General features: G+C 66.5%; 20 protein-coding genes and 1 pseudogene. 11 read left to right on the top strand and 10 right to left on the bottom strand.

Features of this window, described 5'->3' with window-relative positions; genetic code table 11:
- Nucleotides 1-39 precede the first annotated feature (39 nt).
- Nucleotides 40-1,689: a glucose-6-phosphate isomerase gene (gene pgi, locus A5699_RS16660; protein ID WP_067771127.1), complete on the top strand. Its 1,650-nt coding sequence runs from the start codon at nucleotides 40-42 to the stop codon at nucleotides 1,687-1,689.
- 20 nt (nucleotides 1,690-1,709) lie between these two features.
- Here the strand turns inward: pgi and A5699_RS16655 are convergent, their stop codons facing one another.
- Nucleotides 1,710-2,039, bottom strand: coding sequence for a hypothetical protein (locus tag A5699_RS16655; protein WP_067771125.1), 330 nt, complete (start codon nucleotides 2,037-2,039; stop codon nucleotides 1,710-1,712).
- 218 nt (nucleotides 2,040-2,257) lie between these two features.
- Between A5699_RS16655 and A5699_RS29220 the strand changes: the two genes are divergently transcribed.
- A complete protein-coding gene (locus A5699_RS29220) occupies nucleotides 2,258-2,710 on the top strand; it encodes a hypothetical protein (RefSeq protein ID WP_197508311.1) in 453 nt (150 codons plus the stop codon).
- A gap of 15 nt (nucleotides 2,711-2,725) precedes the next feature.
- On the opposite strand, the gene A5699_RS16645 is transcribed toward A5699_RS29220, so the two are convergent.
- From A5699_RS16645 to A5699_RS29970, 3 genes and pseudogenes are all read right to left on the bottom strand, one after another.
- On the bottom strand, nucleotides 2,726-3,475 hold the full coding sequence (locus A5699_RS16645) for an SDR family oxidoreductase (protein WP_067771121.1): 750 nt from the start codon (nucleotides 3,473-3,475) through the stop codon (nucleotides 2,726-2,728).
- A 45-nt stretch (nucleotides 3,476-3,520) separates the two neighbouring features.
- Nucleotides 3,521-3,994 (bottom strand): zinc finger domain-containing protein, encoded by a 474-nt coding sequence (locus tag A5699_RS29975; RefSeq protein WP_231965744.1) that lies wholly within the window; start codon nucleotides 3,992-3,994, stop codon nucleotides 3,521-3,523.
- A gap of 138 nt (nucleotides 3,995-4,132) precedes the next feature.
- Nucleotides 4,133-4,378: pseudogene (locus tag A5699_RS29970) on the bottom strand (DNA-formamidopyrimidine glycosylase family protein); the annotation flags it as partial.
- Nucleotides 4,379-4,418: 40 nt separating this feature from the next.
- Between A5699_RS29970 and A5699_RS16635 the strand changes: the two are divergent.
- Nucleotides 4,419-6,167 carry an FUSC family protein gene (locus A5699_RS16635; RefSeq protein WP_082957750.1) on the top strand — a complete coding sequence of 583 codons (1,749 nt, stop codon included), beginning with the start codon at nucleotides 4,419-4,421 and terminating at the stop codon, nucleotides 6,165-6,167.
- On the opposite strand, the gene A5699_RS16630 is transcribed toward A5699_RS16635, so the two are convergent.
- Together A5699_RS16630 and cobF are read right to left on the bottom strand one after the other, a co-directional pair.
- Complete coding sequence (locus A5699_RS16630) at nucleotides 6,138-6,521, bottom strand: phage holin family protein (RefSeq protein ID WP_067771116.1); 384 nt, start codon at nucleotides 6,519-6,521, stop codon at nucleotides 6,138-6,140. The genes A5699_RS16635 and A5699_RS16630 overlap by 30 nt on opposite strands.
- Nucleotides 6,522-6,527: 6 nt before the next feature.
- On the bottom strand, nucleotides 6,528-7,316 hold the full coding sequence (gene cobF / locus A5699_RS16625) for a precorrin-6A synthase (deacetylating) (protein ID WP_067771114.1): 789 nt from the start codon (nucleotides 7,314-7,316) through the stop codon (nucleotides 6,528-6,530).
- A 123-nt stretch (nucleotides 7,317-7,439) separates the two neighbouring features.
- Between cobF and A5699_RS16620 the strand changes: the two genes are divergently transcribed.
- On the top strand, nucleotides 7,440-8,708 hold the full coding sequence (locus A5699_RS16620) for a diiron oxygenase (protein WP_067771112.1): 1,269 nt from the start codon (nucleotides 7,440-7,442) through the stop codon (nucleotides 8,706-8,708).
- Here the strand turns inward: A5699_RS16620 and A5699_RS16615 are convergent.
- Nucleotides 8,692-9,876: an MFS transporter gene (locus A5699_RS16615; protein ID WP_067771110.1), complete on the bottom strand. Its 1,185-nt coding sequence runs from the start codon at nucleotides 9,874-9,876 to the stop codon at nucleotides 8,692-8,694. The genes A5699_RS16620 and A5699_RS16615 overlap by 17 nt on opposite strands.
- Nucleotides 9,877-9,937: 61 nt before the next feature.
- On the opposite strand from A5699_RS16615, the gene A5699_RS16610 reads away from it, so the two are divergent.
- Nucleotides 9,938-10,804 (top strand): LLM class flavin-dependent oxidoreductase, encoded by an 867-nt coding sequence (locus tag A5699_RS16610; RefSeq protein ID WP_067771199.1) that lies wholly within the window; start codon nucleotides 9,938-9,940, stop codon nucleotides 10,802-10,804.
- A gap of 190 nt (nucleotides 10,805-10,994) precedes the next feature.
- Nucleotides 10,995-12,206: an MFS transporter gene (locus A5699_RS16605; protein ID WP_067771109.1), complete on the top strand. Its 1,212-nt coding sequence runs from the start codon at nucleotides 10,995-10,997 to the stop codon at nucleotides 12,204-12,206.
- Here the strand turns inward: A5699_RS16605 and A5699_RS16600 are convergent.
- Nucleotides 12,177-12,584 carry a DUF5709 domain-containing protein gene (locus A5699_RS16600; protein ID WP_067771107.1) on the bottom strand — a complete coding sequence of 136 codons (408 nt, stop codon included), beginning with the start codon at nucleotides 12,582-12,584 and terminating at the stop codon, nucleotides 12,177-12,179. The two genes, A5699_RS16605 and A5699_RS16600, sit on opposite strands and share 30 nt — an antisense overlap.
- Nucleotides 12,585-12,779: 195 nt before the next feature.
- Between A5699_RS16600 and A5699_RS16595 the strand changes: the two genes are divergently transcribed.
- From A5699_RS16595 to rnhA, 4 genes are all read left to right on the top strand, one after another.
- Complete coding sequence (locus A5699_RS16595) at nucleotides 12,780-13,073, top strand: hypothetical protein (protein WP_067771105.1); 294 nt, start codon at nucleotides 12,780-12,782, stop codon at nucleotides 13,071-13,073.
- A 169-nt stretch (nucleotides 13,074-13,242) separates the two neighbouring features.
- Nucleotides 13,243-13,569 carry a hypothetical protein gene (locus tag A5699_RS16590; RefSeq protein ID WP_067771103.1) on the top strand — a complete coding sequence of 109 codons (327 nt, stop codon included), beginning with the start codon at nucleotides 13,243-13,245 and terminating at the stop codon, nucleotides 13,567-13,569.
- Between the two features lie 61 nt (nucleotides 13,570-13,630).
- Entirely contained in the window at nucleotides 13,631-15,025 is a 1,395-nt protein-coding gene (locus tag A5699_RS16585; protein WP_067771197.1) for an acyl-CoA dehydrogenase family protein, read from the top strand.
- Nucleotides 15,026-15,096: 71 nt separating this feature from the next.
- Nucleotides 15,097-15,558, top strand: a complete 462-nt coding sequence (rnhA, locus tag A5699_RS16580; protein WP_067771195.1) for a ribonuclease HI — start codon at nucleotides 15,097-15,099, stop codon at nucleotides 15,556-15,558.
- 5 nt (nucleotides 15,559-15,563) lie between these two features.
- Here the strand turns inward: rnhA and A5699_RS16575 are convergent, their stop codons facing one another.
- Nucleotides 15,564-16,073, bottom strand: coding sequence for a DUF4143 domain-containing protein (locus A5699_RS16575; protein WP_369806709.1), 510 nt, complete (start codon nucleotides 16,071-16,073; stop codon nucleotides 15,564-15,566).
- A gap of 312 nt (nucleotides 16,074-16,385) precedes the next feature.
- Nucleotides 16,386-18,656 (bottom strand): ATP-dependent DNA ligase, encoded by a 2,271-nt coding sequence (locus A5699_RS16570; protein WP_067771101.1) that lies wholly within the window; start codon nucleotides 18,654-18,656, stop codon nucleotides 16,386-16,388.
- A 257-nt stretch (nucleotides 18,657-18,913) separates the two neighbouring features.
- Between A5699_RS16570 and A5699_RS16565 the strand changes: the two genes are divergently transcribed.
- A complete protein-coding gene (locus tag A5699_RS16565) occupies nucleotides 18,914-19,438 on the top strand; it encodes a hypothetical protein (RefSeq protein WP_157561297.1) in 525 nt (174 codons plus the stop codon).
- Nucleotides 19,439-19,450: the final 12 nt, after the last annotated feature.

The following is a 19,450-nucleotide window of genomic DNA, read 5'->3' as shown; positions in this document are numbered from 1 at the left end:
GTACACCTTCGATTCGAGCGCCGCACTATGGTCAACAGAATGAGTGCTGACATCACCGCAACCCCGGCCTGGCAGGCCTTGTCGAAGCACTACGACGAGATCAGGGATGTCCACCTGACGGATCTGTTCGCCGAGGATCCCGACCGCGGAACCGAGTTGGTACTGACCGTCGGCGATCTCTACATCGATTACAGCAAGCACCGCGTCACGCGCCGGACGTTGGAGTTGCTCACCGATCTGGCCCGCGCGGCCGGACTGGAGGCCCGGCGCGATGCGATGTTCGCCGGTGAGCACATCAACACCTCCGAGGACCGCGCGGTGCTGCACACCGCCCTGCGGTTGCCTGCCGATGCCTCGCTGACCGTCGACGGCCAGGACGTGGTCGCCGACGTACACGAGGTGCTGGCCCGGATGGGCGAATTCACCGACCGGTTACGCAACGGCGACTGGACAGGCGCCACCGGCCAACGCATCAAGACCGTCGTCAACATCGGCATCGGCGGGTCGGACCTGGGTCCGGTGATGGTGTACGACGCGCTGCGCCACTACGCCGACGTCGGCATCGCCGCCCGCTTTGTCTCCAACGTCGACCCGGCCGACCTGGTCGCCACGCTGGCCGACTTGGACCCGGCCACAACGCTTTTCATCGTCGCATCGAAGACGTTCTCCACGCTCGAGACGCTGACCAACGCCACCGCCGCACGCCGCTGGTTGGTCGACGCCCTGGGTGACGAGGCGGTGTCCAAGCACTTCGTCGCGGTGTCCACCAACGCGAAGCTGGTGAGTGAGTTCGGAATCGACACCGACAATATGTTCGGGTTCTGGGACTGGGTCGGTGGGCGGTACTCGGTGGACTCGGCGATCGGGCTGTCGGTGATGGCGGCGATCGGCCGGGAGCGGTTCGGCGAGTTCCTGGCGGGCTTCCACCTGGTCGACGAGCACTTCCGCACCGCGCCCCTGATCGAGAACGCGCCGGCGCTGCTCGGCCTGATCGGTCTGTGGTACTCGAATTTCTTTGGCGCACAGACGCGTGCGGTGCTGCCGTACTCCAATGACCTGTCGCGGTTTGCCGCCTATCTGCAGCAGTTGACGATGGAGTCCAACGGCAAGTCGGTGCAGTCGGACGGCACCCCGGTGACGACCGACACCGGTGAGATCTTCTGGGGCGAGCCGGGAACCAACGGCCAGCATGCCTTCTATCAGCTGTTGCATCAGGGCACCCGGTTGGTGCCTGCCGATTTCATCGGCTTCTCCCAGCCCACCGATGACCTACCCACGGCCGACGGCACCGGCAGCATGCATGACCTGCTGATGAGCAACTTCTTCGCCCAGACCCAGGTGCTGGCGTTCGGGAGAACCGCCAAAGACATTGCCGCCGAAGGGACTTCCGCTGACGTCGTCCCGCACAAGGTGATGCCCGGAAACCGACCGACGACGTCAATCCTGGGGACGAGATTGACGCCGTCGGTGGTAGGTCAGCTGATCGCCCTATACGAACACCAGGTGTTCACCGAGGGAGTGATCTGGGGGATCGACTCCTTCGATCAATGGGGTGTCGAACTGGGCAAGACCCAGGCCAAGGCCCTGCTGCCGGTGATCACCGAACCGGAGTCACCTGAGCGGCAATCCGATTCGTCGACCGATGCGCTGGTGCGCCATTACCGTGCGGAGCGCGGGCGCTCGGCCTAGGGTCTGACCGTCATCCCGGCTCAGCCGGGAAGATCAATGGTTCGGCACGGCCCGCCCGGCACACAGGCGACGCCGCCACCGGGCCCTGCCTCGGCCCACGGTCCGCCCGGCACACCGGCCGAGACGTGGCCGTCAGACCCGGCCTGAGCCCCGGGGCCACCGGGAACCTCGGCGCCCGCGCCCTGCGGGCCGGCCGACGGAGTACACGGCGTGCCATCCGGGTTGTAGCAGCCAGGCGCCGGCGGGGCGGGCGGCGGCGGTCCGGGCTCGGCGAAAGCCACCGGGGCGAAGGCCACGGCACCCGCCGCAGCGCCGGTGAACAACATCGTGGAAATCAACTTTGTGGACATGCCAGTGGGCTACCCGCGTTCGTTTCGGGCTCAAACCTCGCGTCGACCGACAGTGGCCCGGATCATTCGGGATGATTCAACATGATCTTCAGCGGGAACCCAGGGGCCGTTATCTGTAAATGTGGCCCGACCGAACTGGAGTTTCCACGATGTCAACAAACCGGCTCACCTTGACGACCTGCACGAGCGGTACCTGGCCATCCCTCCGAAAGTGGTCGATGACAGTCGGGATGGGCGTGGCGCTCACCGCGGCACCGCTGCTTGTGGGGTGCGGTTCGAGTGAAGACACCGCCCCGACGACATCGTCACTGACCACCACAACCGTCACCACCACGATGGAGACGTCGCCGGCTCCGGCCACCGGTGGTGAAGGCGCAGTCCCCGGCGGACCCACCGGCGGTGGCGGTGCCGAAGGTGGCGGCGGGTCCATTCCCGGCGGACCCACCGGCGGCGGTGGTCCCGAGGGTGGCGGCGGCTCCATTCCCGGCGGACCCACCGGCGGCGGCGGCCCCGGTGGCGGCGGCGGCTCCATTCCCGGCGGACCCACCGGTAGCGGCGGCCCCGGTGGCGGCGGCGGCTCGATCCCCGGCGGCCCGACCGGTGGCGGCGGCCCCGGCGGTGGCGGCGGTTGCCTTCCCGGCGTGGGCTGCGTGCAGGTTCCGGCTCCCTGACCTAACGCGGACGGCTCAGGCGAAGCGCTTGGTGTACTTCGGTGGCAGCAAGCGCATCACCTGGGTCAACGGCGCCCACGGCCAACGCGGGACGACGGCCCGGCCCTTTTCCTTCTCGATGGCCTCGACCATGGCCCGCACCCCGGTCTCGTTGTCGACCATCAACATGGTGGTCGCCGATTTGGCCGTCATCTCCGACTCGATGTAGCCCGGTTCGACGACGGTCACCCGGATCGGCCCTTTGTCGTACTCGGCGCGCAGCGACTCGCCCAGCGAGGTCATACCGGCCTTGCTCGCGCAGTAGGCGGCCTTCCCGCCGGGCACACCCGTGTTGCCCAGCACCGACGAGATCAGCACCAGATGACCGCTGCCGGACTTTTTGAACATCTCCAGCGCGGTTTCGATCTGCACCAGTCCGGCGATCAGATTGGTTTCGATGGTCGCCTTGTTCGCCCACGGTTTGCCCTCGCCGAGTGGCCAGCCCTTGCCGATGCCCGCGTTGACGATCACGCGATCGATGCCGCCCAGTTCCTCGGACAACTCACCGAACACCCGCGGCACCGCCTCGTGGTCGTTGACGTCCAACGCCGCGACCGCGATCTTGATATACGGATGCCGATCGGCCAGCTCGGCCTTGAGCTCATCGAGCCGGTCGGTGCGGCGAGCACACAGCGCCAGGTCACGGCCCTTGGCCGCGAACTGGCGGGCCATGCCCGCGCCCAGTCCAGAGCTGGCGCCGGTGATGAGGATCTTCTGACGGGTCATCGCTGCAGGATAACCGAGTTAGACAACTGTCAAAAATGCGGACCGCTACTTGAGTAACCGGGACATCCGCCGGTCGGCCAGCACCTTGCCGCCGGTCTGACACGTCGGGCAGTACTGGAACGACTTGTCGGCAAAAGACACCTCCCGCACGGTGTCTCCGCACACCGGGCACGGCAGCCCGGTCCTGGCATGCACCCTCAAGCCGGACCTCTTCTCCCCCTTCAACGTCGCGGCCTGCTGACCGACCGACCGGGACACCGCATCGGTGAGCACCGTGATCATCGCGTCGTGCAGCGCTCCGAGTTGGGCATCGGTGAGCTTGCCCGCGGTGGCGAAGGGCGACAGCTTGGCCACGTGCAGGATCTCGTCGCTGTAGGCGTTGCCGATGCCGGCGATCACCTTTTGATCGGTGATCACGGTCTTGATCCGGCCCGAATTCCCGGCCAGCACGCTCCCCAGCCCGGCGGCATCGAGTGACAGGGCATCTGGGCCCAGCGAGGCGATCTGCGGGACATCCAGCGGATCGCCGACCACCCACACCGCCAACCGTTTCTGGGTTCCGGCCTCGGTCAAATCGAAGCCGACCCCCTCGTCCAGATGCACGCGCAGCGCGATCGGCCCCTTCCCTGAGGGCTTGAGCGGCGTCGGCGACAGCTTGTCCGACCAACGCAGCCAACCCGCCCGCGACAGATGCGTGATCAGGTGCCAGGGGCCGACTTCGAGACCGAGGTACTTACCCCAGCGGTTCGCCCCGGTCACGGTCTGGCCGTGCAGCGCCGTCGTCGGCGGATCGAACGTCTTGAGCACCGACAACGCGGCCACGTCGATCCGGGTGACCTCGCGGCCGGTGGCATGCCGGCGTAGATGATCGGCCAGCGCCTCGACTTCGGGCAGTTCGGGCATGGGTCCAGTGTGTCAGCGAAACGCCGCGCATGCTGTAAACATGTCCGACCGCCCGGCTCCCCGAGCGACCACTCATCCCCTGCGCGGCATCTTCGTGATCAACAGTGTCCCGCGTCGCTGGCCGTTCGCCCTGCGCGCCGGAATCTGCATGGCAGTACCGGTTCTGGTGGGTTGGCTGGCCGGTGACACCACCGCCGGTCTGATCGCCACCATCGGTGGATTCACCTCGCTGTACGGCGGTGGTCGCCCTTACCTGAATCGCGGCGCGTATCTCGCCGTGATCGCGGTGTGCTTTGCCGCCGCGGTGGCGCTGGGCGATTGGGCGTCCTCGGCGCCGTGGCTGGGCGTGCTGACGGTGACGATCATCGCCGCGTTGGCCACCCTGGTCTGCCATGCCCTGTCCGTCGGACCGCCCGGGGCGTACATGTTGGTGCTGGCCTGCGCGGCCGGCACCGGTACGCCGGCGACACTGCACCTGAGCCCGGCCCATCACGCCACGCTGGTGTTGGCCGGCGGCGCGTTCGCCTGGTTGGTCCACATGTCGGGCGCGTTGGTTCGGCCCCGCGGTCCCGAGAAGGCCGCGGTGGCCGCGGCCGCGGGCGCCGTCGCGGCCTACATCGAAAACCCCACGGGCGATACCCGGCATAAAGCGGCGTTGTTGCTGCACGCCGCATGGGTCACGTTGGTCAACTACCAACCGGTGCAACCCAAGCCCGATCGGGCACTGTATCGGTTGCGGGTCGTCAACCGGCGCCTGCACGTGTTGTTCGCCGAGGCGATGAGGGCCGCTGACATGGGTGTGCCCGCTCCGCCCGATGGCGCCGCCCTGGCCCGGCACCTGGCCACGGTGCCCGCCGACGCGGTCACCGATGAGCATGGCGCCGAAGGGGTTCCGCTGGGCCGGCCGAGCGTGCTGCGCTTGCTGCGCCGGGCGGTGACGCCGGGTTCGGTGTCCCTGCAGTTGGCCGCGCGGGTCGGCGTGGCGGTGCTGATCTCGGGCGTCATCGCGGTGCTGATGTCGCAGGCCCTGACGATGACGCATGCGTACTGGGCCATGGCGGCCGCTGTCCTCATGCTGCACCAGGGCTTCGACTGGCAGCGCACGCTGACCCGCAGCGTCGAGCGGACACTGGGCACCTGGCTGGGGCTCGGCGTGGCCGGGGCGATTCTGGCCCTGCACCCGCAGGGTTTATGGCTCGTGCTCGTGATCGGTGCCCTGCAGTTCGTCATCGAGATGTACGTGGTGCGCAACTACACCCTGGCCGTCGTGTTCATCACGCCCGCCGCGCTCACGATCGCCTCCGGCGGCGTGCGCGTCGCGAACCTCGGCGAGCTGCTGCTCACCCGCGGCAGCGACACGCTGATCGGCTGTGCGGTGGCGCTGGCGGTGTACTGGGCCACCCAACGTCTGCGCCATCCGACCGGCCTGCCCACGGCGATCACCGGCACGTTGGAGGCGATCACCGCGACGCTGCCGCACCTGGCGGCCGCAGACGTCAGCTCCCCGGCGGCCCGGGCCGAACGTCGTGATCTGCAACTGCGGGTGATGGAGTTACTGCCCGCTTACGACGCGAGTGTCGGCGGATCGGCAACGCAACGCCTTGGGGCCGAAGGGATGTGGCCGACGGTGGTGGCTACCGAACAGCTCGCGTACCGCACGTTGGCCGCGTGTTGGGCCGCTGAGCATGACGGCGGCACCGACACCGGAATGCGCGCGGCCGCCGACACCGCCGAGGCGCTGCGAGAACAGGTTTCGGTCCTACGCGACGGCCTTGACGAACGACAGTAGCCAGCTCACCACCGACAGCACGATCGCCGCCCAGATGGCGGTCCACCAGAACTGATCGATATGCAGGCCCCAGCCGGTGGTGTTGTCGGTGATCCACGAGGTGATCCACAACATCAGCGCATTGATCACGATGTGGAACAGGCCGAGGGTGAGGATGTAGAGCGGGATCGACAGGATCTGCACGATCGGCTTGATGAACGCGTTGACCAGTCCGAAGATCACCGCGACGACGAAGATGATGCCGACCCTGGAGATCGTCGAGTCGCCGCCGACGAAGCTCATCCCCGGCACGATGAGGGTGACCACCCAGAGGGCTACTCCGGTCAATGCGGCGCGCAGCAGAAATGAGCTCATGGGCGCTCAGTCTGCCGAGCGCAGCAGGTACGTGTCCATGATCCAGCCATGGCGGGTTCTGGCGTCCGCACGCGCAGCTACGATCTCGTCGCCGATCTCGCCGACCGTTCCCGCGTAGAGCAACTCATCCGGCGTGCCCAGATAGGCGCCCCACCAGATCCGGGTCTGTGGCGGGCACTGCTGAAATGAGCAGTCGGCGTCGAGCATCACCACGGCGCTTCCGGTCAATCCGTGCTCGCGCAATTGACGGCCGGTCGTGATCAGCACGGGTTCGCCGACGTCGTTGAGCGGGATGCGATGCCGGGCGGTCAGCACCTGGATGGCGGTGATGCCCGGGATGACGTCGTACTCGAAATCCACGTACGCGGCCACTTTGTCCAGGATTCGCAGCGTGCTGTCGTACAGCGACGGGTCGCCCCAGGCCAGAAAGGCCCCGATGCCGTCGGGCCCGAGTTCGGTTTCGATGGCTGCCGCCCAGATCCGGGCGCGCTCGGCATGCCAGTCGGCCACCACCTGGCGATAGCCGGCAACGTCGTCGGCCGCGGCGCGCGGCGGGTCGACCAGTTCGACGAACCGGTAGCCGTCGGGATCGGTGATGAACCGGTCGCAGATCTGCTTGCGTACCGCGACGAGGTCGTCGGTCGCTTCCGCTGTCCGTCCTCCTCGCGTGCGGGACCGGCGCGGGCCCTTGTCCATCGCGAAGAACACCTGGGTGTCGTTGAGCGCGGAAATGGCCTGGGCCGTCACGAAGTCCGGATCACCGGCCCCGATTCCGATGACGTGGATACGACGCACGCCTGGAAGGTTAACCGAAACGAAACCGGGTACTCGAAGTATCCGGTACCCGGGGTATTGACATCTCGCGTTGTCGGTACCTACCGTCGAGCCAAGGGGGCACATGATGAAGGGACGTCAACGGTGACAGCTTCCGTCAGATCCACCGGTTCGGCCACCGCCGCGACGCGGGACGCGTTTTCCGAGCGCCTGCTCAAGGGGTCTGTGCGCAAGTCGTACGCGCCGGTCGTCGACATCGACTGGGATGCACCGCTGGACCCGGACAAGTTCTTCCTGCCGCCGCGGATCGTGTCACTGTACGGAACCCCGTTGTGGGACAAGATGTCCCGTGAAGAGCAGATCGAGCTGTCCCGACAGGAGCTGGCCAACACGCTGTCGGCGGGCATCTGGTTCGAGAACATCCTCAACCAGTCACTGCTGCGCAAGATGATGCATCAGGATCCGACCTCGCATTCCACCCACTACGAGCTCACCGAACTCGGCGACGAGACCCGGCACATGGTGATGTTCGGCAAGGCCATCGACAAGATCGGCGCCAAGCCGGTGCGCCCGCGGCTCTACCAGCGCATCATCATCAACTCGCTGCCGTTCGTCTTCCGCGGCTCGGTGCTGTGGGTGGCCGCGCTCGTCGGTGAGGAGATCTTCGACTCGCTGCAGCGTCAGATGATGGACGACCCCGAGCTGCAGCCGATGGTGCAGCGGCTCATGCGTATTCACGTCACCGAGGAAGCTCGGCACATCCAATTCGCGCGCGACGGGCTGCGTAAGCGCACGCCGTCGATGCCCTGGTACAAGCGGGCCTGGGTGGCCAACCTCAACGGCGCAGGCGGGCCGTTCTTCCGCTACCTGTTCACCAACAAGGTGCAGTACGCCCGGGTCGGTCTCGACGCCCGTGCGGCCCGTCGCATGGCCCGGGCCAGCGCCCACCGCCGTGACGTGCAGATCTCCGGCTTCGCACCGCTGGCGGCCTTCCTCGAAGAGGTCGGCCTGATGGGTCGCATCGGTCGCCGGATGTGGCGGCGGGCCGGCTTCCTGCCGCCTCGCACCCCAGACGGCCACACCGCTCTGCCGGCCGGTCCCGCGGATGCCGACGACAGCGTGACCGAAGAGATGTACGACGGGTTCGCCATTCTCGACGCCGGAGGCGGTGACCGCCGGGTCCACGTGCGGTTGGCCGGTCATCTCGTTCCGATCGACGGCCGATTCCATTGGCGCGGAACGATCCTCGATGCACCGGACACGCTGGCCCCGGGAGCCGTCCGGATCAGCATCGGCACCCGCACGGTCGACGCCCGCATCACCGAACGCACCTCGCAGGGCACGCATTCGATCGTCGGCGTCGGCGAACCGCCCTTCGAGCTCGATTCCGTGAACGTCACCGCCGCCGGGTGAACATCGCGCGGCCGAGCAACCCGGCCGCGAACACCGCGCCGCCGATCCCAGAGATCAACAGCGGCAACTGGCCGGGCTGACCTGGAACGGCAGTCCAGGCCAGCCCGGCCCACACCCCGGCGCCCAGCACGGCAAAACCGCTGAGCCCCTGGAAAACTCCTTGTGCACTGCCCTGCAGATCGGCACCGACCAGCGACGACACCCAAGCCTTGCCGACCCCGTCGGTGCAACCGGTGAACAGGCCGTAGAACCCGATCAGCAGCCAGGCCACCAGCGGGTCGGTGGTCAGCCCCAACCCGGCGTAACCGATCGCGAAGAACACCAGGCCGATCCCGAACACCGGTAGTCGCCCGATCCGGTCGGCCAGCAGCCCGGCCGGGAAGCTGGAGATCGCGTACACCGCGTTGTAGGTGACGTAGGCCAGGATGACCTCGACGACCGAGAAGCCGATCTCGTTGAGCCGCAACAACAACAGCGCGTCGGGGAAATTCACCAGCCCGAACGCCACCAGCACCGCCGTCACCCGCCAGTAGCGGCCGGGCAGCTCACGCACACGAGCGAACACCGGCTGACGGACCGACTCGACGCGCCGGCCCTTCGCCCCGTCCCCTTTTGAGGCCAGGAACACCAACCCCACACTCAGCACCGCCGGCACCACAGCCACCCACAGCAGCGGCGCGATCTGATGGTCGAGCAGCTCGTAGCCGGCCAACCCCAGCAGCGGCCCGACCACCGCACCGAAAGTGTCCATGGCCCGGTGGAATCCGAATACCCGGCCCCGGGCCGCGTCGTCGATATCGGCGACCAGCAACGCGTCTCGCGGCGCCCCGCGGATCCCTTTGCCCAGGCGGTCGACCACCCGGCCGGCCAGTACCCCGGACCACGTGCTCGCCGCGGCCACCATGACCTTGCCCAGAGCCGCCATGCCGTAGCCGGTGGCGATCAACGGCCGCTTGGCGTATCGGTCCCCGAGCGGGCCGGCGGCCAGCTTCGTCATCGCCGCCGCGCCCTCGGCCGCGCCCTCCACCGCACCGACCACCGCCGGCGGGGCGCCGAGCACGGCGGTCAGATAGATGGGCAGCAGCGGGTAGAGCAGTTCGCTCGCGGTGTCCTGCAGGAAGGACACCGCCGAGAGCACCCGGACGTTGCGGGTCAGCCACGCAGGCACCCGGTCATCATGCCTGCCCGATCCGCCCCACAGAACTAGAACACGTTCTAGTGTGTACGGCATGCGGTTCACCTACGCCGAAGCCATGACCGATCCCACCTACTACATCCCGTTGGCCCAGGCCGCTGAGGCCGCCGGCTATCACGCCATGACGATCGCCGACAGCGTCGCCTACCCCTTCGAATCCGACTCGAAGTACCCGTACACCCCCGACGGCAACCGGGAGTTCCTCGACGGCAAGGCCTTTGTGGAAGCCTTCGTGATGGCGTCGGCACTGTGCGCGGTCACCACCACGCTCAAGTTCAACTTCTTCGTCCTCAAGCTGCCGATCCGCCCGCCGGCCCTGGTGGCCAAGCAGGTCGGCTCGCTCAACGCGTTGTTCGACAACCGGCTGGGCCTCGGCGTGGGCACCAGCCCGTGGCCCGAGGACTACGAACTGCTCGGCGTGCCGTTCGCCCGCCGCGGCAAGCGGATGGACGAGTGTATCGACATCATCCGCGGCCTGACCACCGGCGAATACTTCGAGTACCACGGCGAGTTCTACGACATCCCCAAGACGAAGATGACCCCGGCGCCGTCGAAGCCGGTGTCGATCCTGGTCGGTGGGCATGCCGAAGCGGCATTACGTCGCGCCGCCCGCAACGACGGCTGGATGCATGGTGGCGGCAGCCCCGAGGAACTCGACCAGCTGTTGACGCGGTTGAACCAGATCCGTGAGGAAGAGGGGCAGACCGGAGATTTCGAGATCCACGTGATCTCCGGTGACGCGTTCACCCTCGACGGCATCAAACGGTTGGAGGACAAGGGCGTCACCGACGTGATCGTCGGCTTCCGCCTGCCCTACATCAAGGGCGACGACACCGAGCCGCTGGACCGCAAGATCCGGCACCTGGAGAAGTTCGCCGAGAACGTCATCGCCAAGGTCTAGCCCAAGCTTTTGCGCGGTTTTCCACACCAGGGTCGCGGCCGGCGCCGATCCACCGCCCAGGTGTGGAAAGCGGCGGGCTTGGCGTCATGAATTTGAGGGAACACTCGCCGCGCCGTTAGCGTTGCACCCGCCGTTCTCGCCAACGCTGTCCGAGAGCTCCAGTCCGCGAACCTCGGAAAGCCTGCCTCACATGACGTCCTCTCTCGACCATGCCCGCGCCGTCGTCGCCCCCGATCCCATGGTGCGCATGCTCGCGGTGTTCGCCCTGGCCCTCGGCGGCTTCGGGATCGGCACCACCGAGTTCGTCGCGATGGGGCTGCTGCCCGACATCGCCGCCGGCTTCGGGATCAGTGAGCCGACCGCGGGCCACGTCATCTCTGCCTATGCCCTGGGTGTCGTCGTCGGTGCGCCGGTGATCGCGGCACTCACCGCACGGTGGCCGCGTAAAGCATTGCTGCTCACCCTGATGGTGGTGTTCACCCTCGGCAATCTGGCCAGCATGCTGGCGCCCAGCTATCCGGCGTTGGTCATCGCACGGTTCGTCGCCGGCCTGCCACACGGTGCGTTCTTCGGTATCGCCGCACTCGCCGCCGCACATCTGATGGGTCCGCAAAACCGCGCCAAAGCCGTGGCGTATGTGTTGTGCGGTCTGACCGTCGCCACCGTGTTGGGTGTGCCGCTGGCGTCCTGGCTGGGTCAATCATGGGGCTGGCGAAGCGCGTTCGGCCTGGTCGTGGCCATCGGGCTGATCACCGTGACCGCGCTGTGGCGATGGCTGCCCGAGCACCTGCGGTCCATGCACGTCACCAGCCCGCTGACCGAGCTCGGCGCGCTGCGCCGCCCGCAGGTCTGGCTGGCCGTCCTCGTGGGCATGATCGGCTTCGGCGGGATGTTCGCGGTGTACACCTACATCAGCACCACGATGACGGATGTGACCGGTTTGCCGCGGTCGCTGGTCCCGGTGGCGCTCATGGTGTTCGGCCTCGGCATGGTGTGCGGCAACCTGATCGGTGGCCGGTTGGCCGATGCCTCGGTGGTCCGGGCGCTGTACCTGTCGCTGGGCGCCCTGGCCGTCCTGCTGACCGCCTTCTCGCTGGGATCGCACAGCCCGTGGACCGCGCTGCCGCTGTTGTTCGGCGTGGGCATGGCCGGCTCCGCAGTCGGGCCGGCGCTGCAGACCCGACTGATGGACGTCGCGCACGATGCGCAGACGCTGGCCGCCGCGCTCAACCATTCCGCGCTCAACATCGGTAATGCCACCGGCGCCTGGGTGGGCGGTCTGGTGATCGCGGCGGGCCTCGGTTACACGGCTCCGGCGGCAGCCGGCGCGCTGCTGGCCGTCGGCGGCCTGGCGGTCTTCACGGTGTCGGTGTTACTGCAGAAGCGGACCGCCACCCGGTGATGTCGGCGGGATGATGTGGACCGCGGCCTCTTCGGCGGAGGCCGCGCCGCCGTCGATACCGACATCGGTGCCGAACAGTTCGGCCTCGTCGTCCACACCGAAGCCCGCATCCGGGGCGACCAGTCGGCCCGAACGCCGATCACCGACCTCGTCGTCGCCGGCCTGCTCGTCGGGGGTGTCGGAGTCATCGAGTTGCATGGCGGGATCGGGCTCTTCGGCCGCCAACAGCTCGTCGAGGGATTCGTCCTCGCCTGGCTTGAGCCAACGCTCGGGCGGCGAGTAGCCCTCGTCGAGCAGATCGTCCACACCCCGGTCGATCAGGGTGTCCTCCTGAGTCAACTGGTCTTCGTCGTCGACGCTGTACCCGTCAGTACTCATCTTTCAACGATGGCACATTCCGGCGGCCGCCGACACCAGCACGGCGTCGCCGGGACCAACGGACGGAACCCTGAGAAATTCCGCAATTTCAGCTGAGAATTGTGGAATTTTCGAACCGAATCCCCAATTAAACGTCATAGGCAGTAACCGAAAGTTGCGGGACTTGCGGTGCGGCCTACGACGGAGGGTTGGGAAATGAAGTCATATACCATCGCCACATTGGCCGCGGGCACGTTGACCGCGGGAGTTTTTCTCGGGGGCGTCGCCGCGGCCGCTCCGACCGGACAGTCGGCCGAACAGACCGTGAAAAGTCTGCAGACCAGCGGATATCACGTCATCGTCAACCGTACGGGCGCGGCCCCGCTGGCCGATTGCACGGTGCTCGGGGTGCGTCAGGGACAAACCATTGCCACCAACGACTCCAGGGGCGGCAGTTCGATAAACACCACCGTCATTTCGAAGACGGCATATGTCGACGTCGCCTGCTGAGTGGGAATAAAGCCGGGCACATATTTGTTTTCAGCCGCCAGACCGGATTTAGCCGGTTTGGATAAGCCGACGCCTGCAATCGGCCGCACAATTCGCGCGGCCGATTGTTTGCGTTCCGCCCCGATCACCTCCCACGGGGTTGTCGGTGCGTCGGCGTACAGTACCGAACATGAGTTCGATATTGGTTTCCGAGAGGGACATCGAGCGGACGATCGTCGGTGACGCGCTCGATCACCTGAACGCAGCTTGCAAAGAAATCGACGCGCTGTCGGTGCACGCACTGACACGCTCGGAGCTACAGGAGGTCCTGAGCCGGCTCAGCGCCGGGGAGAAACGGTTGGCCACCGCCCAGCAGCGGCTGCTCGGGCGGATGGTTGCCACCGACAACGTCTCGCCGCCTCGATTCGACCCGGTCGCGGTGCTCGCCAGGCGGCTTCGGATCTCGCCTGCCGAAGCGCAGCGCCGGATTGCAGCGGCCAGTCCACCTTCGGGCTGACATCGCCGGCTGACATCGACCCGGAGTTCGGTAGCGGCACGAGTTGGGTATCCGACTCGTCGTGGCATTCGACATCACGCCCACCGCCGCCCAGCACGACCTGGCCCGACGTGCCCATGAGTTCGCCGAGCAGGTCGTGCGCCCGGTCGCCGCCGACTACGACCAACGCCAAGAGTTCCCGTGGCCGGTGCTCGAAGAAGCGGCGGTGCGCGGCTTCTACAACCCGCTGTTCTATCGCGATCTTATCGGCGACCCGAGCGGACTGTCTCTCCCAATGTTCATGGAGGAACTGTTCTGGGGTTGCGCCGGGATCGGCCTGGCCGTCGTGATGCCGGCACTGGCGTTGTCGGCAATCGGTCAAGCCGCCTCACCCGAACAGATGCTGCAGTGGGCGCCCGAATGCTTCGGCACCCCCGGTGATCTGAAACTCGCCGCGCTGGCGATCTCCGAACCCGAGGGCGGCAGCGATGTGCGCAACCTCCGCACGTACGCGGTGCGCGACGGCTCCGGTCCCGAAGCGGACTGGATCATCAACGGCCACAAGATGTGGATCGGCAACGGCGGTATTGCCAACGTGCACGTGGTCAACGCGGTCGTCGACAAAGAACTCGGACACAAGGGGCAGGCGCTGTTCGTCGTGGAACGCGGCACACCAGGCCTGGAGATGGTGCGCAAACTCGACAAGCTCGGCTGCCGGGCCTCGCACACCGCCGAGCTCAAGTTCGACAACGTCCGGGTCCCGGCCGCCAATCTGCTCGGTGGCCACGACAAACTCGAGTACAAGCTGGCCCGGGCCCGTGAGGCGGTCGAAGGCGGCAGGCGTTCCGGCTCCGCCACGCTGGGCACCTTCGAGCAGACCCGCCCGATGGTGGCCGCCCAGGCACTCGGAATCGCCAGGGCGGCTTTGGAATACGCGACGGAGTACGCGAACCGCCGGGAGGCCTTCGGGGCACCGATCATCGACAACCAGGGCATCGCGTTTCCCCTCGCCAACCTGGCCACCCAGATCGACGCGGCCCGGCTGCTCACCTGGCGGGCGTCCTGGATGGCCGCCACCGGCGTGCCGTTCGAGCGTGGTGAGGGGTCGATGTCCAAGCTGGCCGCCAGCGAGGTGGCCGTGCGGGCCACCGAGCAGGCGATCCAGACCATGGGCGGCTGGGGCTACATCACCGATCACCCGGTGGAGAAGTGGTATCGGGATGCCAAGCTGTACACGATCTTTGAGGGCACCAGCGAGATCCAGCGCATCGTCATCGCACACGCCCTCGGCGCCGCTGATGGCAAGCCACCACTGCACGTCGACCTTGAGCCCTCCGGCGGGCCGTTGAACCGGTGGTTCGGCCGTGGCACGCCGCTGCGCACGCGAGCGGCCGGCGCGGCGTTGTCGGCCAAGGACCGGGTGCCCGAACCGGTGATGCGGTTGGCGATGAAAGTGTTGCAACCGCCCCGGAAGTGAATGCGGGCGTGCCGTTGGCCGCGGGTCGTGTGCCGGTTGCCTATCCTCGACAGGTGACCGACGCCTCGCATCTGGACAACAACGTCGTGATCATCCACACCGACGGCGGCTGCCGCCCCAATCCGGGCCCCGGCGGCTGGGGTGCGGTGCTGCGCCACCGCGAGCACGTGCGGGAGATGTACGGCGGCGACCCGGGGATCACCAGCAACAACCGGATGGAGCTGATGGCGCCGATCATGGCGCTGGAGGCACTGACCCGGCCCGTGGTGGTGCACCTGCACACCGACAGCACCTATGTCCGCAACGGCATCACCAAATGGGTGCTCGGCTGGGAACGCAACGGTTGGCTGACCGCCGCGAAGCAGCCGGTGAAGAACGTCGACCTGTGGCAGCGCCTGCAGGCCGCCTGCCTGCGGCACCAGGTCGAGTGGTTCTGGGTGAAGGGGCACTCCGGGGTCGTCGACAACGAGTTGGCCGACGTGCTGGCGACGCGGGGCCTGCGGGAAGCGCTCGAGGGTTCACCCGTCGCGTAGCCGGTTCAGGGTCCGAGCAGCGCTAGGGGCACGACAACGACACCGTCCGGTCTGCGGTAGGCGAACTCTCCGGTCGTCACGACCACGCTTGCGGCGAGGCGATCTCCGACCTGGCCACGGAGCCAGTGGAGATGGCGGACGTCACGGTCGGTGACCGTTGCTGCCAATTTGACCTCGACGGCCACGATCCGGCGATCTTCTCCCTCCACGATCAGATCGATCTCGCGCTCGGTGTTCTTCGTCCGCAGGTGACCAATCTGGGCGTTGGAAGCACCCGCGTAAATGCGCACGCTCTGTGTCACAAGCGATTCGAACAGCGCCCCGAGCCAGGTCCCCGTTGCGTGGGAGACCCTGACACCGTCGCCTTGCAGCAAGCCGGCCTTGCCGATGCCGACGAGCCGAGCGGCGATCGCAGGGTCAACGAGATGGTGCTTAGGGGTTTGCGTGAGCCGTTTGAGAGGACTGAATGTAGGCACCCAGGCCGGCACAGGGTCGAGGACGAAGAGGCGTTGCAGATGGCGGCGGTAACTGTCGATGGTCTGCCGAGCGGGCTTGTCGGACTCCCCGGCAGTCGCAGCGTCGAGTATCGCCGTGAAGGAGGCATCAGTGCTGGTGGCGGCCCTAGGCCACCGGGCCGATTTAACAGATGGACGAAATCCTATTTAACAAATGGACGAGTTCCTATCATGCAAACAGGCGGAAGTACTGCGCCTGCGGACTCGAGTTGTCCTGGGTCCCGACCAGCTGGTCGTCTCCATCGAATTGACGGATATTCGCCTCGACTGAGGGGCTCGCTGTGCGACCGGAAGCTATGTGACTGCGGTGTTTCATTCCCACACCACCTCGTCGGGCGTCTTGTCCGTCCGCAATCCTCGCCAACTGGGTTGGCGCAGCCGGTGATCCGAGGTGCGCTCGCTGTAGCGCACCTCCCCCACCAACTCGGGCCGCACAAAGGTGACGCCCTTGGCATCCGGGCGCGGCAGCGGTTTGTCGAACGGGGATTCCTTGGTGTGCAGGGGTTCGAGGATGCCCTTGAGCTTGGCGAGTTCCTTGTCGGTGAACCCCGTTCCGACCCGCCCGACGAACTGCAGACCGTCAGCGCCGGGTATCCCGAGCAGTAGGGCACCGATGCCGCTGCTGCGGCCGCCCTCGCCCTGACGCCAACCCCCGATCACCGCTTCCTGGGTGTTCCAGATCTTGTCCTTGATCCACGACGCCGAGCGGCGGCCCGGCTGGTATGTCGAGTCCCGTTTCTTGGCGACGACGCCCTCGAACCGGTTCTCCCGCGCGTGCTCCATCGCTTCCGGGCCATCGCCGGCCAGCGGCTCGGGCACGATCAACCCGCCACCGGCGGCCAGTGCTTCCAACAGCTTTCGGCGGTCGGAGTACTTGGCGCGCAACAACGATCGTCCGTCGAGCCATAGGATGTCGAAGGCCCAGAACTCCACCCGGGTGGAGCGGGCCCGGTTCTGCATCTCACCGAAGCTGGGCACCCCGGAGTCATCCAGCGCCACCGCCTCGCCGTCCAGCACCACGTGGTGGTCGGCGAGATCAGCGGCCAGTGCCTCGAACTGCGGGTACTCGGCGGTGACGTCGCGGCCGCGGCGCGAACGCAGTTGCAGCCAACCGTGATCGACCTCGACCAGCAGCCGGTAGCCATCCCACTTGCCTTCAAACGCCCACTGGGAGGCCTTGAGTTTCGCCACCGACCCCTCAGTCGCCAGCATCGGCGAGAAATCCTTGGGGTCGGGGGCCGAGGCCTTCTGGTCCTTCATCCGGTGCGCGAGCCAGTTCTTGCCATCGGTCTGGATCAGTGCGTAACGCCCGTTGACCTTCTCGCCGTGCAGCGTGACGATCACTTCCCCACCCTTGTCCGGGCCGTCGGGCGAATGATCGCGGAACTTCTCGGCCTCGTAGGTGCCGGTGTCCCAGACGATGACCTTGCCGCCGCCGTACTCACCCTTGGGTATCTCACCGTGAAACGTCAGGTATTCCATCGGATGGTCTTCGGTATGCACGGCAAGGTGATTCACCGACGTGGTCTCGGGAAGATTCTTGGGCACCGCCCAGCTGACGAGCACTCCGTCGCGCTCCAAACGGAAGTCGTAGTGCAAGCGCCGGGCATGGTGTTCCTGGATGACGAACGCGTCGTTGTTGCCGGTCGTCGGCGCGTTCTTCGGTACCGGTTCCGGTGTCTTGGCGGCATCGCGCATGCTGCGGTAGGTGGTGAGCTTGTCGGCCACCGGCGCGTCCTCGTCCAGCCCGGCCAGCAGGTCACCGTCATCGGAAATCCGTTGCAGCACTTCGTCGAAGCGCAGGTGACGCAGATCCGGATCACCGACCTCGTCCCACGTGCGGGGCGCGGCCACCGTCGGATGATCGCGTCCGCGCAGTGAGTACGGGGCGATCGTGGTCTTGGCCGCGTTGTTCTGACTCCAGTCCAGGAACACCTTCTGGGCCCGCAGGCTGCGGGTCATGGTGGCGGTGACCAGTTTGGGCATCGACTGTTCCAGCTGCACGGCCACCCGCTTGGCCAGTACCGAAGCCCCGCGCGAACTGATCGGATCGGCCAGCGGCACATACAGATGCAGGCCCTTGCTGCCGCTGGTCAACGGATATGTCGTCAATCCGATATCGCTCATCAGTTCCCGCACCGCCTGGGCGACTTCGCACAGCTGGGGCATCGTGACGCCCTCGCCCGGATCGAGATCGAACACGATGCGGGTCGCCGGACCCTGGTTGCCCTCGGCATCGAACCGCCATTGCGGCACATGCACTTCCAGCGACGCTTGCTGGGCGATCCAGGCCAGGCCTTCGCGGGTGTTGATGATCGGGTACGAGGTGGTCCCGGACTTGTGCACGATGGTGCCGCGCTCAAGCCAGTCCGGGGCGGACGAGGCCAACTGCTTTTCGAAGAAGGACGACTCGGCGACTCCGTTGGGCCAGCGTTTGCGGGTCACCGGGCGCCCGGCGATGTGCGGCAGCATGACCTCGGCGACGCTGAGGTAATAGTCGAACACCTCGGCTTTCGTGGTGCCGGTGGCCGGGTAGAGCACCTTGTCGGGATTCGTCAGCCGAACCCGTTCATAACGCTCCATCTTCCCAACCTATACGTGACCACGGAAAGGTAGTTGTTCTCTCGCTTACCAGTCCATGCCCTTAGGAGAACGCAGTGGCGGAATGTGAAGTCGACGATATCCTCGCCGAGGTCAGCGGCGGGGAGGCCAGGTGGACGCCGGTCGCGGCAGGCTCAACTGAGCTGGCACAAATACCGCAGAACTGGCGACCGATCGCATCCGCGGCCACCGCAACCGAAAGATGTCGCCACGCACTGTCCCTGTGGGGCAGCGATTTCATGGCGCTTCTGCCCAGATTTACCCGCCGATTCCAGGACGAACTCACCGATGTCAGAGTCTTTCGCCGAGAACTTGGCGGTTTGTCCGAACACGTTCTCATCTACGTGGCGGGGCAAGCCAGGGACGGGTTTCCGGCATTGTGGCTCGGCTGGGATCCGGCCGTCCTCGGACAGCCCGAAGCGGAATTCTTCGGTTGTTTTCCGGCTGCGGTACAGGCATTTCTGCGCTACGTGCATCCGGGATTTACCGCCCAGGATTGGCAGTCTTACGGAATCAGGCGCCCCGATACGTGGGAGAGCCTCGACGGATATGACTGGTTTCCGAGGGAGAGTTTCGCCGCGATCAGGTCCGAACCCTCGCAACTGATGTGGTTCACGAAAGATTCAGGGCAGCTCTACTACTGCGTGAACAGCAGCCTCCCGTCCGGACGGGTGACACTTGCCTACGAAGGCAGTTTTGACCCGCCGAGCGACTTCGCCGCGGAGCTCGACGAGCTCCTGAGGCGTCGCTGGGACGAGCAGTGACAACGACACCTG

The organism is Mycobacterium sp. E802 (assembly GCF_001666875.1).
Taxonomy (GTDB): domain Bacteria; phylum Actinomycetota; class Actinomycetes; order Mycobacteriales; family Mycobacteriaceae; genus Mycobacterium.
This window is presented reverse-complemented; position numbering and strand designations above follow the sequence as displayed.

Excerpts from the sequence above, each read along its gene's own strand:
- A5699_RS16600 (WP_067771107.1), bottom strand. The coding sequence starts at position 12,584 with ATGAGTACTGACGGGTACAGCGTCGACGACGAAGACCAGTTGACTCAG.
- A5699_RS16565 (WP_157561297.1), top strand. The coding sequence starts at position 18,914 with ATGGCGCTTCTGCCCAGATTTACCCGCCGATTCCAGGACGAACTCACC.
- A5699_RS16595 (WP_067771105.1), top strand. The coding sequence starts at position 12,780 with ATGAAGTCATATACCATCGCCACATTGGCCGCGGGCACGTTGACCGCG.
- A5699_RS16590 (WP_067771103.1), top strand. The coding sequence starts at position 13,243 with ATGAGTTCGATATTGGTTTCCGAGAGGGACATCGAGCGGACGATCGTC.
- A5699_RS16630 (WP_067771116.1), bottom strand. The coding sequence starts at position 6,521 with ATGAGCTCATTTCTGCTGCGCGCCGCATTGACCGGAGTAGCCCTCTGG.
- A5699_RS16655 (WP_067771125.1), bottom strand. The coding sequence starts at position 2,039 with ATGTCCACAAAGTTGATTTCCACGATGTTGTTCACCGGCGCTGCGGCG.
- pgi (WP_067771127.1), top strand. The coding sequence starts at position 40 with ATGAGTGCTGACATCACCGCAACCCCGGCCTGGCAGGCCTTGTCGAAG.
- A5699_RS16635 (WP_082957750.1), top strand. The coding sequence starts at position 4,419 with ATGTCCGACCGCCCGGCTCCCCGAGCGACCACTCATCCCCTGCGCGGC.
- A5699_RS16605 (WP_067771109.1), top strand. The coding sequence starts at position 10,995 with ATGACGTCCTCTCTCGACCATGCCCGCGCCGTCGTCGCCCCCGATCCC.
- A5699_RS16610 (WP_067771199.1), top strand. The coding sequence starts at position 9,938 with ATGCGGTTCACCTACGCCGAAGCCATGACCGATCCCACCTACTACATC.
- A5699_RS16645 (WP_067771121.1), bottom strand. The coding sequence starts at position 3,475 with ATGACCCGTCAGAAGATCCTCATCACCGGCGCCAGCTCTGGACTGGGC.
- A5699_RS29220 (WP_197508311.1), top strand. The coding sequence starts at position 2,258 with ATGACAGTCGGGATGGGCGTGGCGCTCACCGCGGCACCGCTGCTTGTG.
- A5699_RS16570 (WP_067771101.1), bottom strand. The coding sequence starts at position 18,656 with ATGGAGCGTTATGAACGGGTTCGGCTGACGAATCCCGACAAGGTGCTC.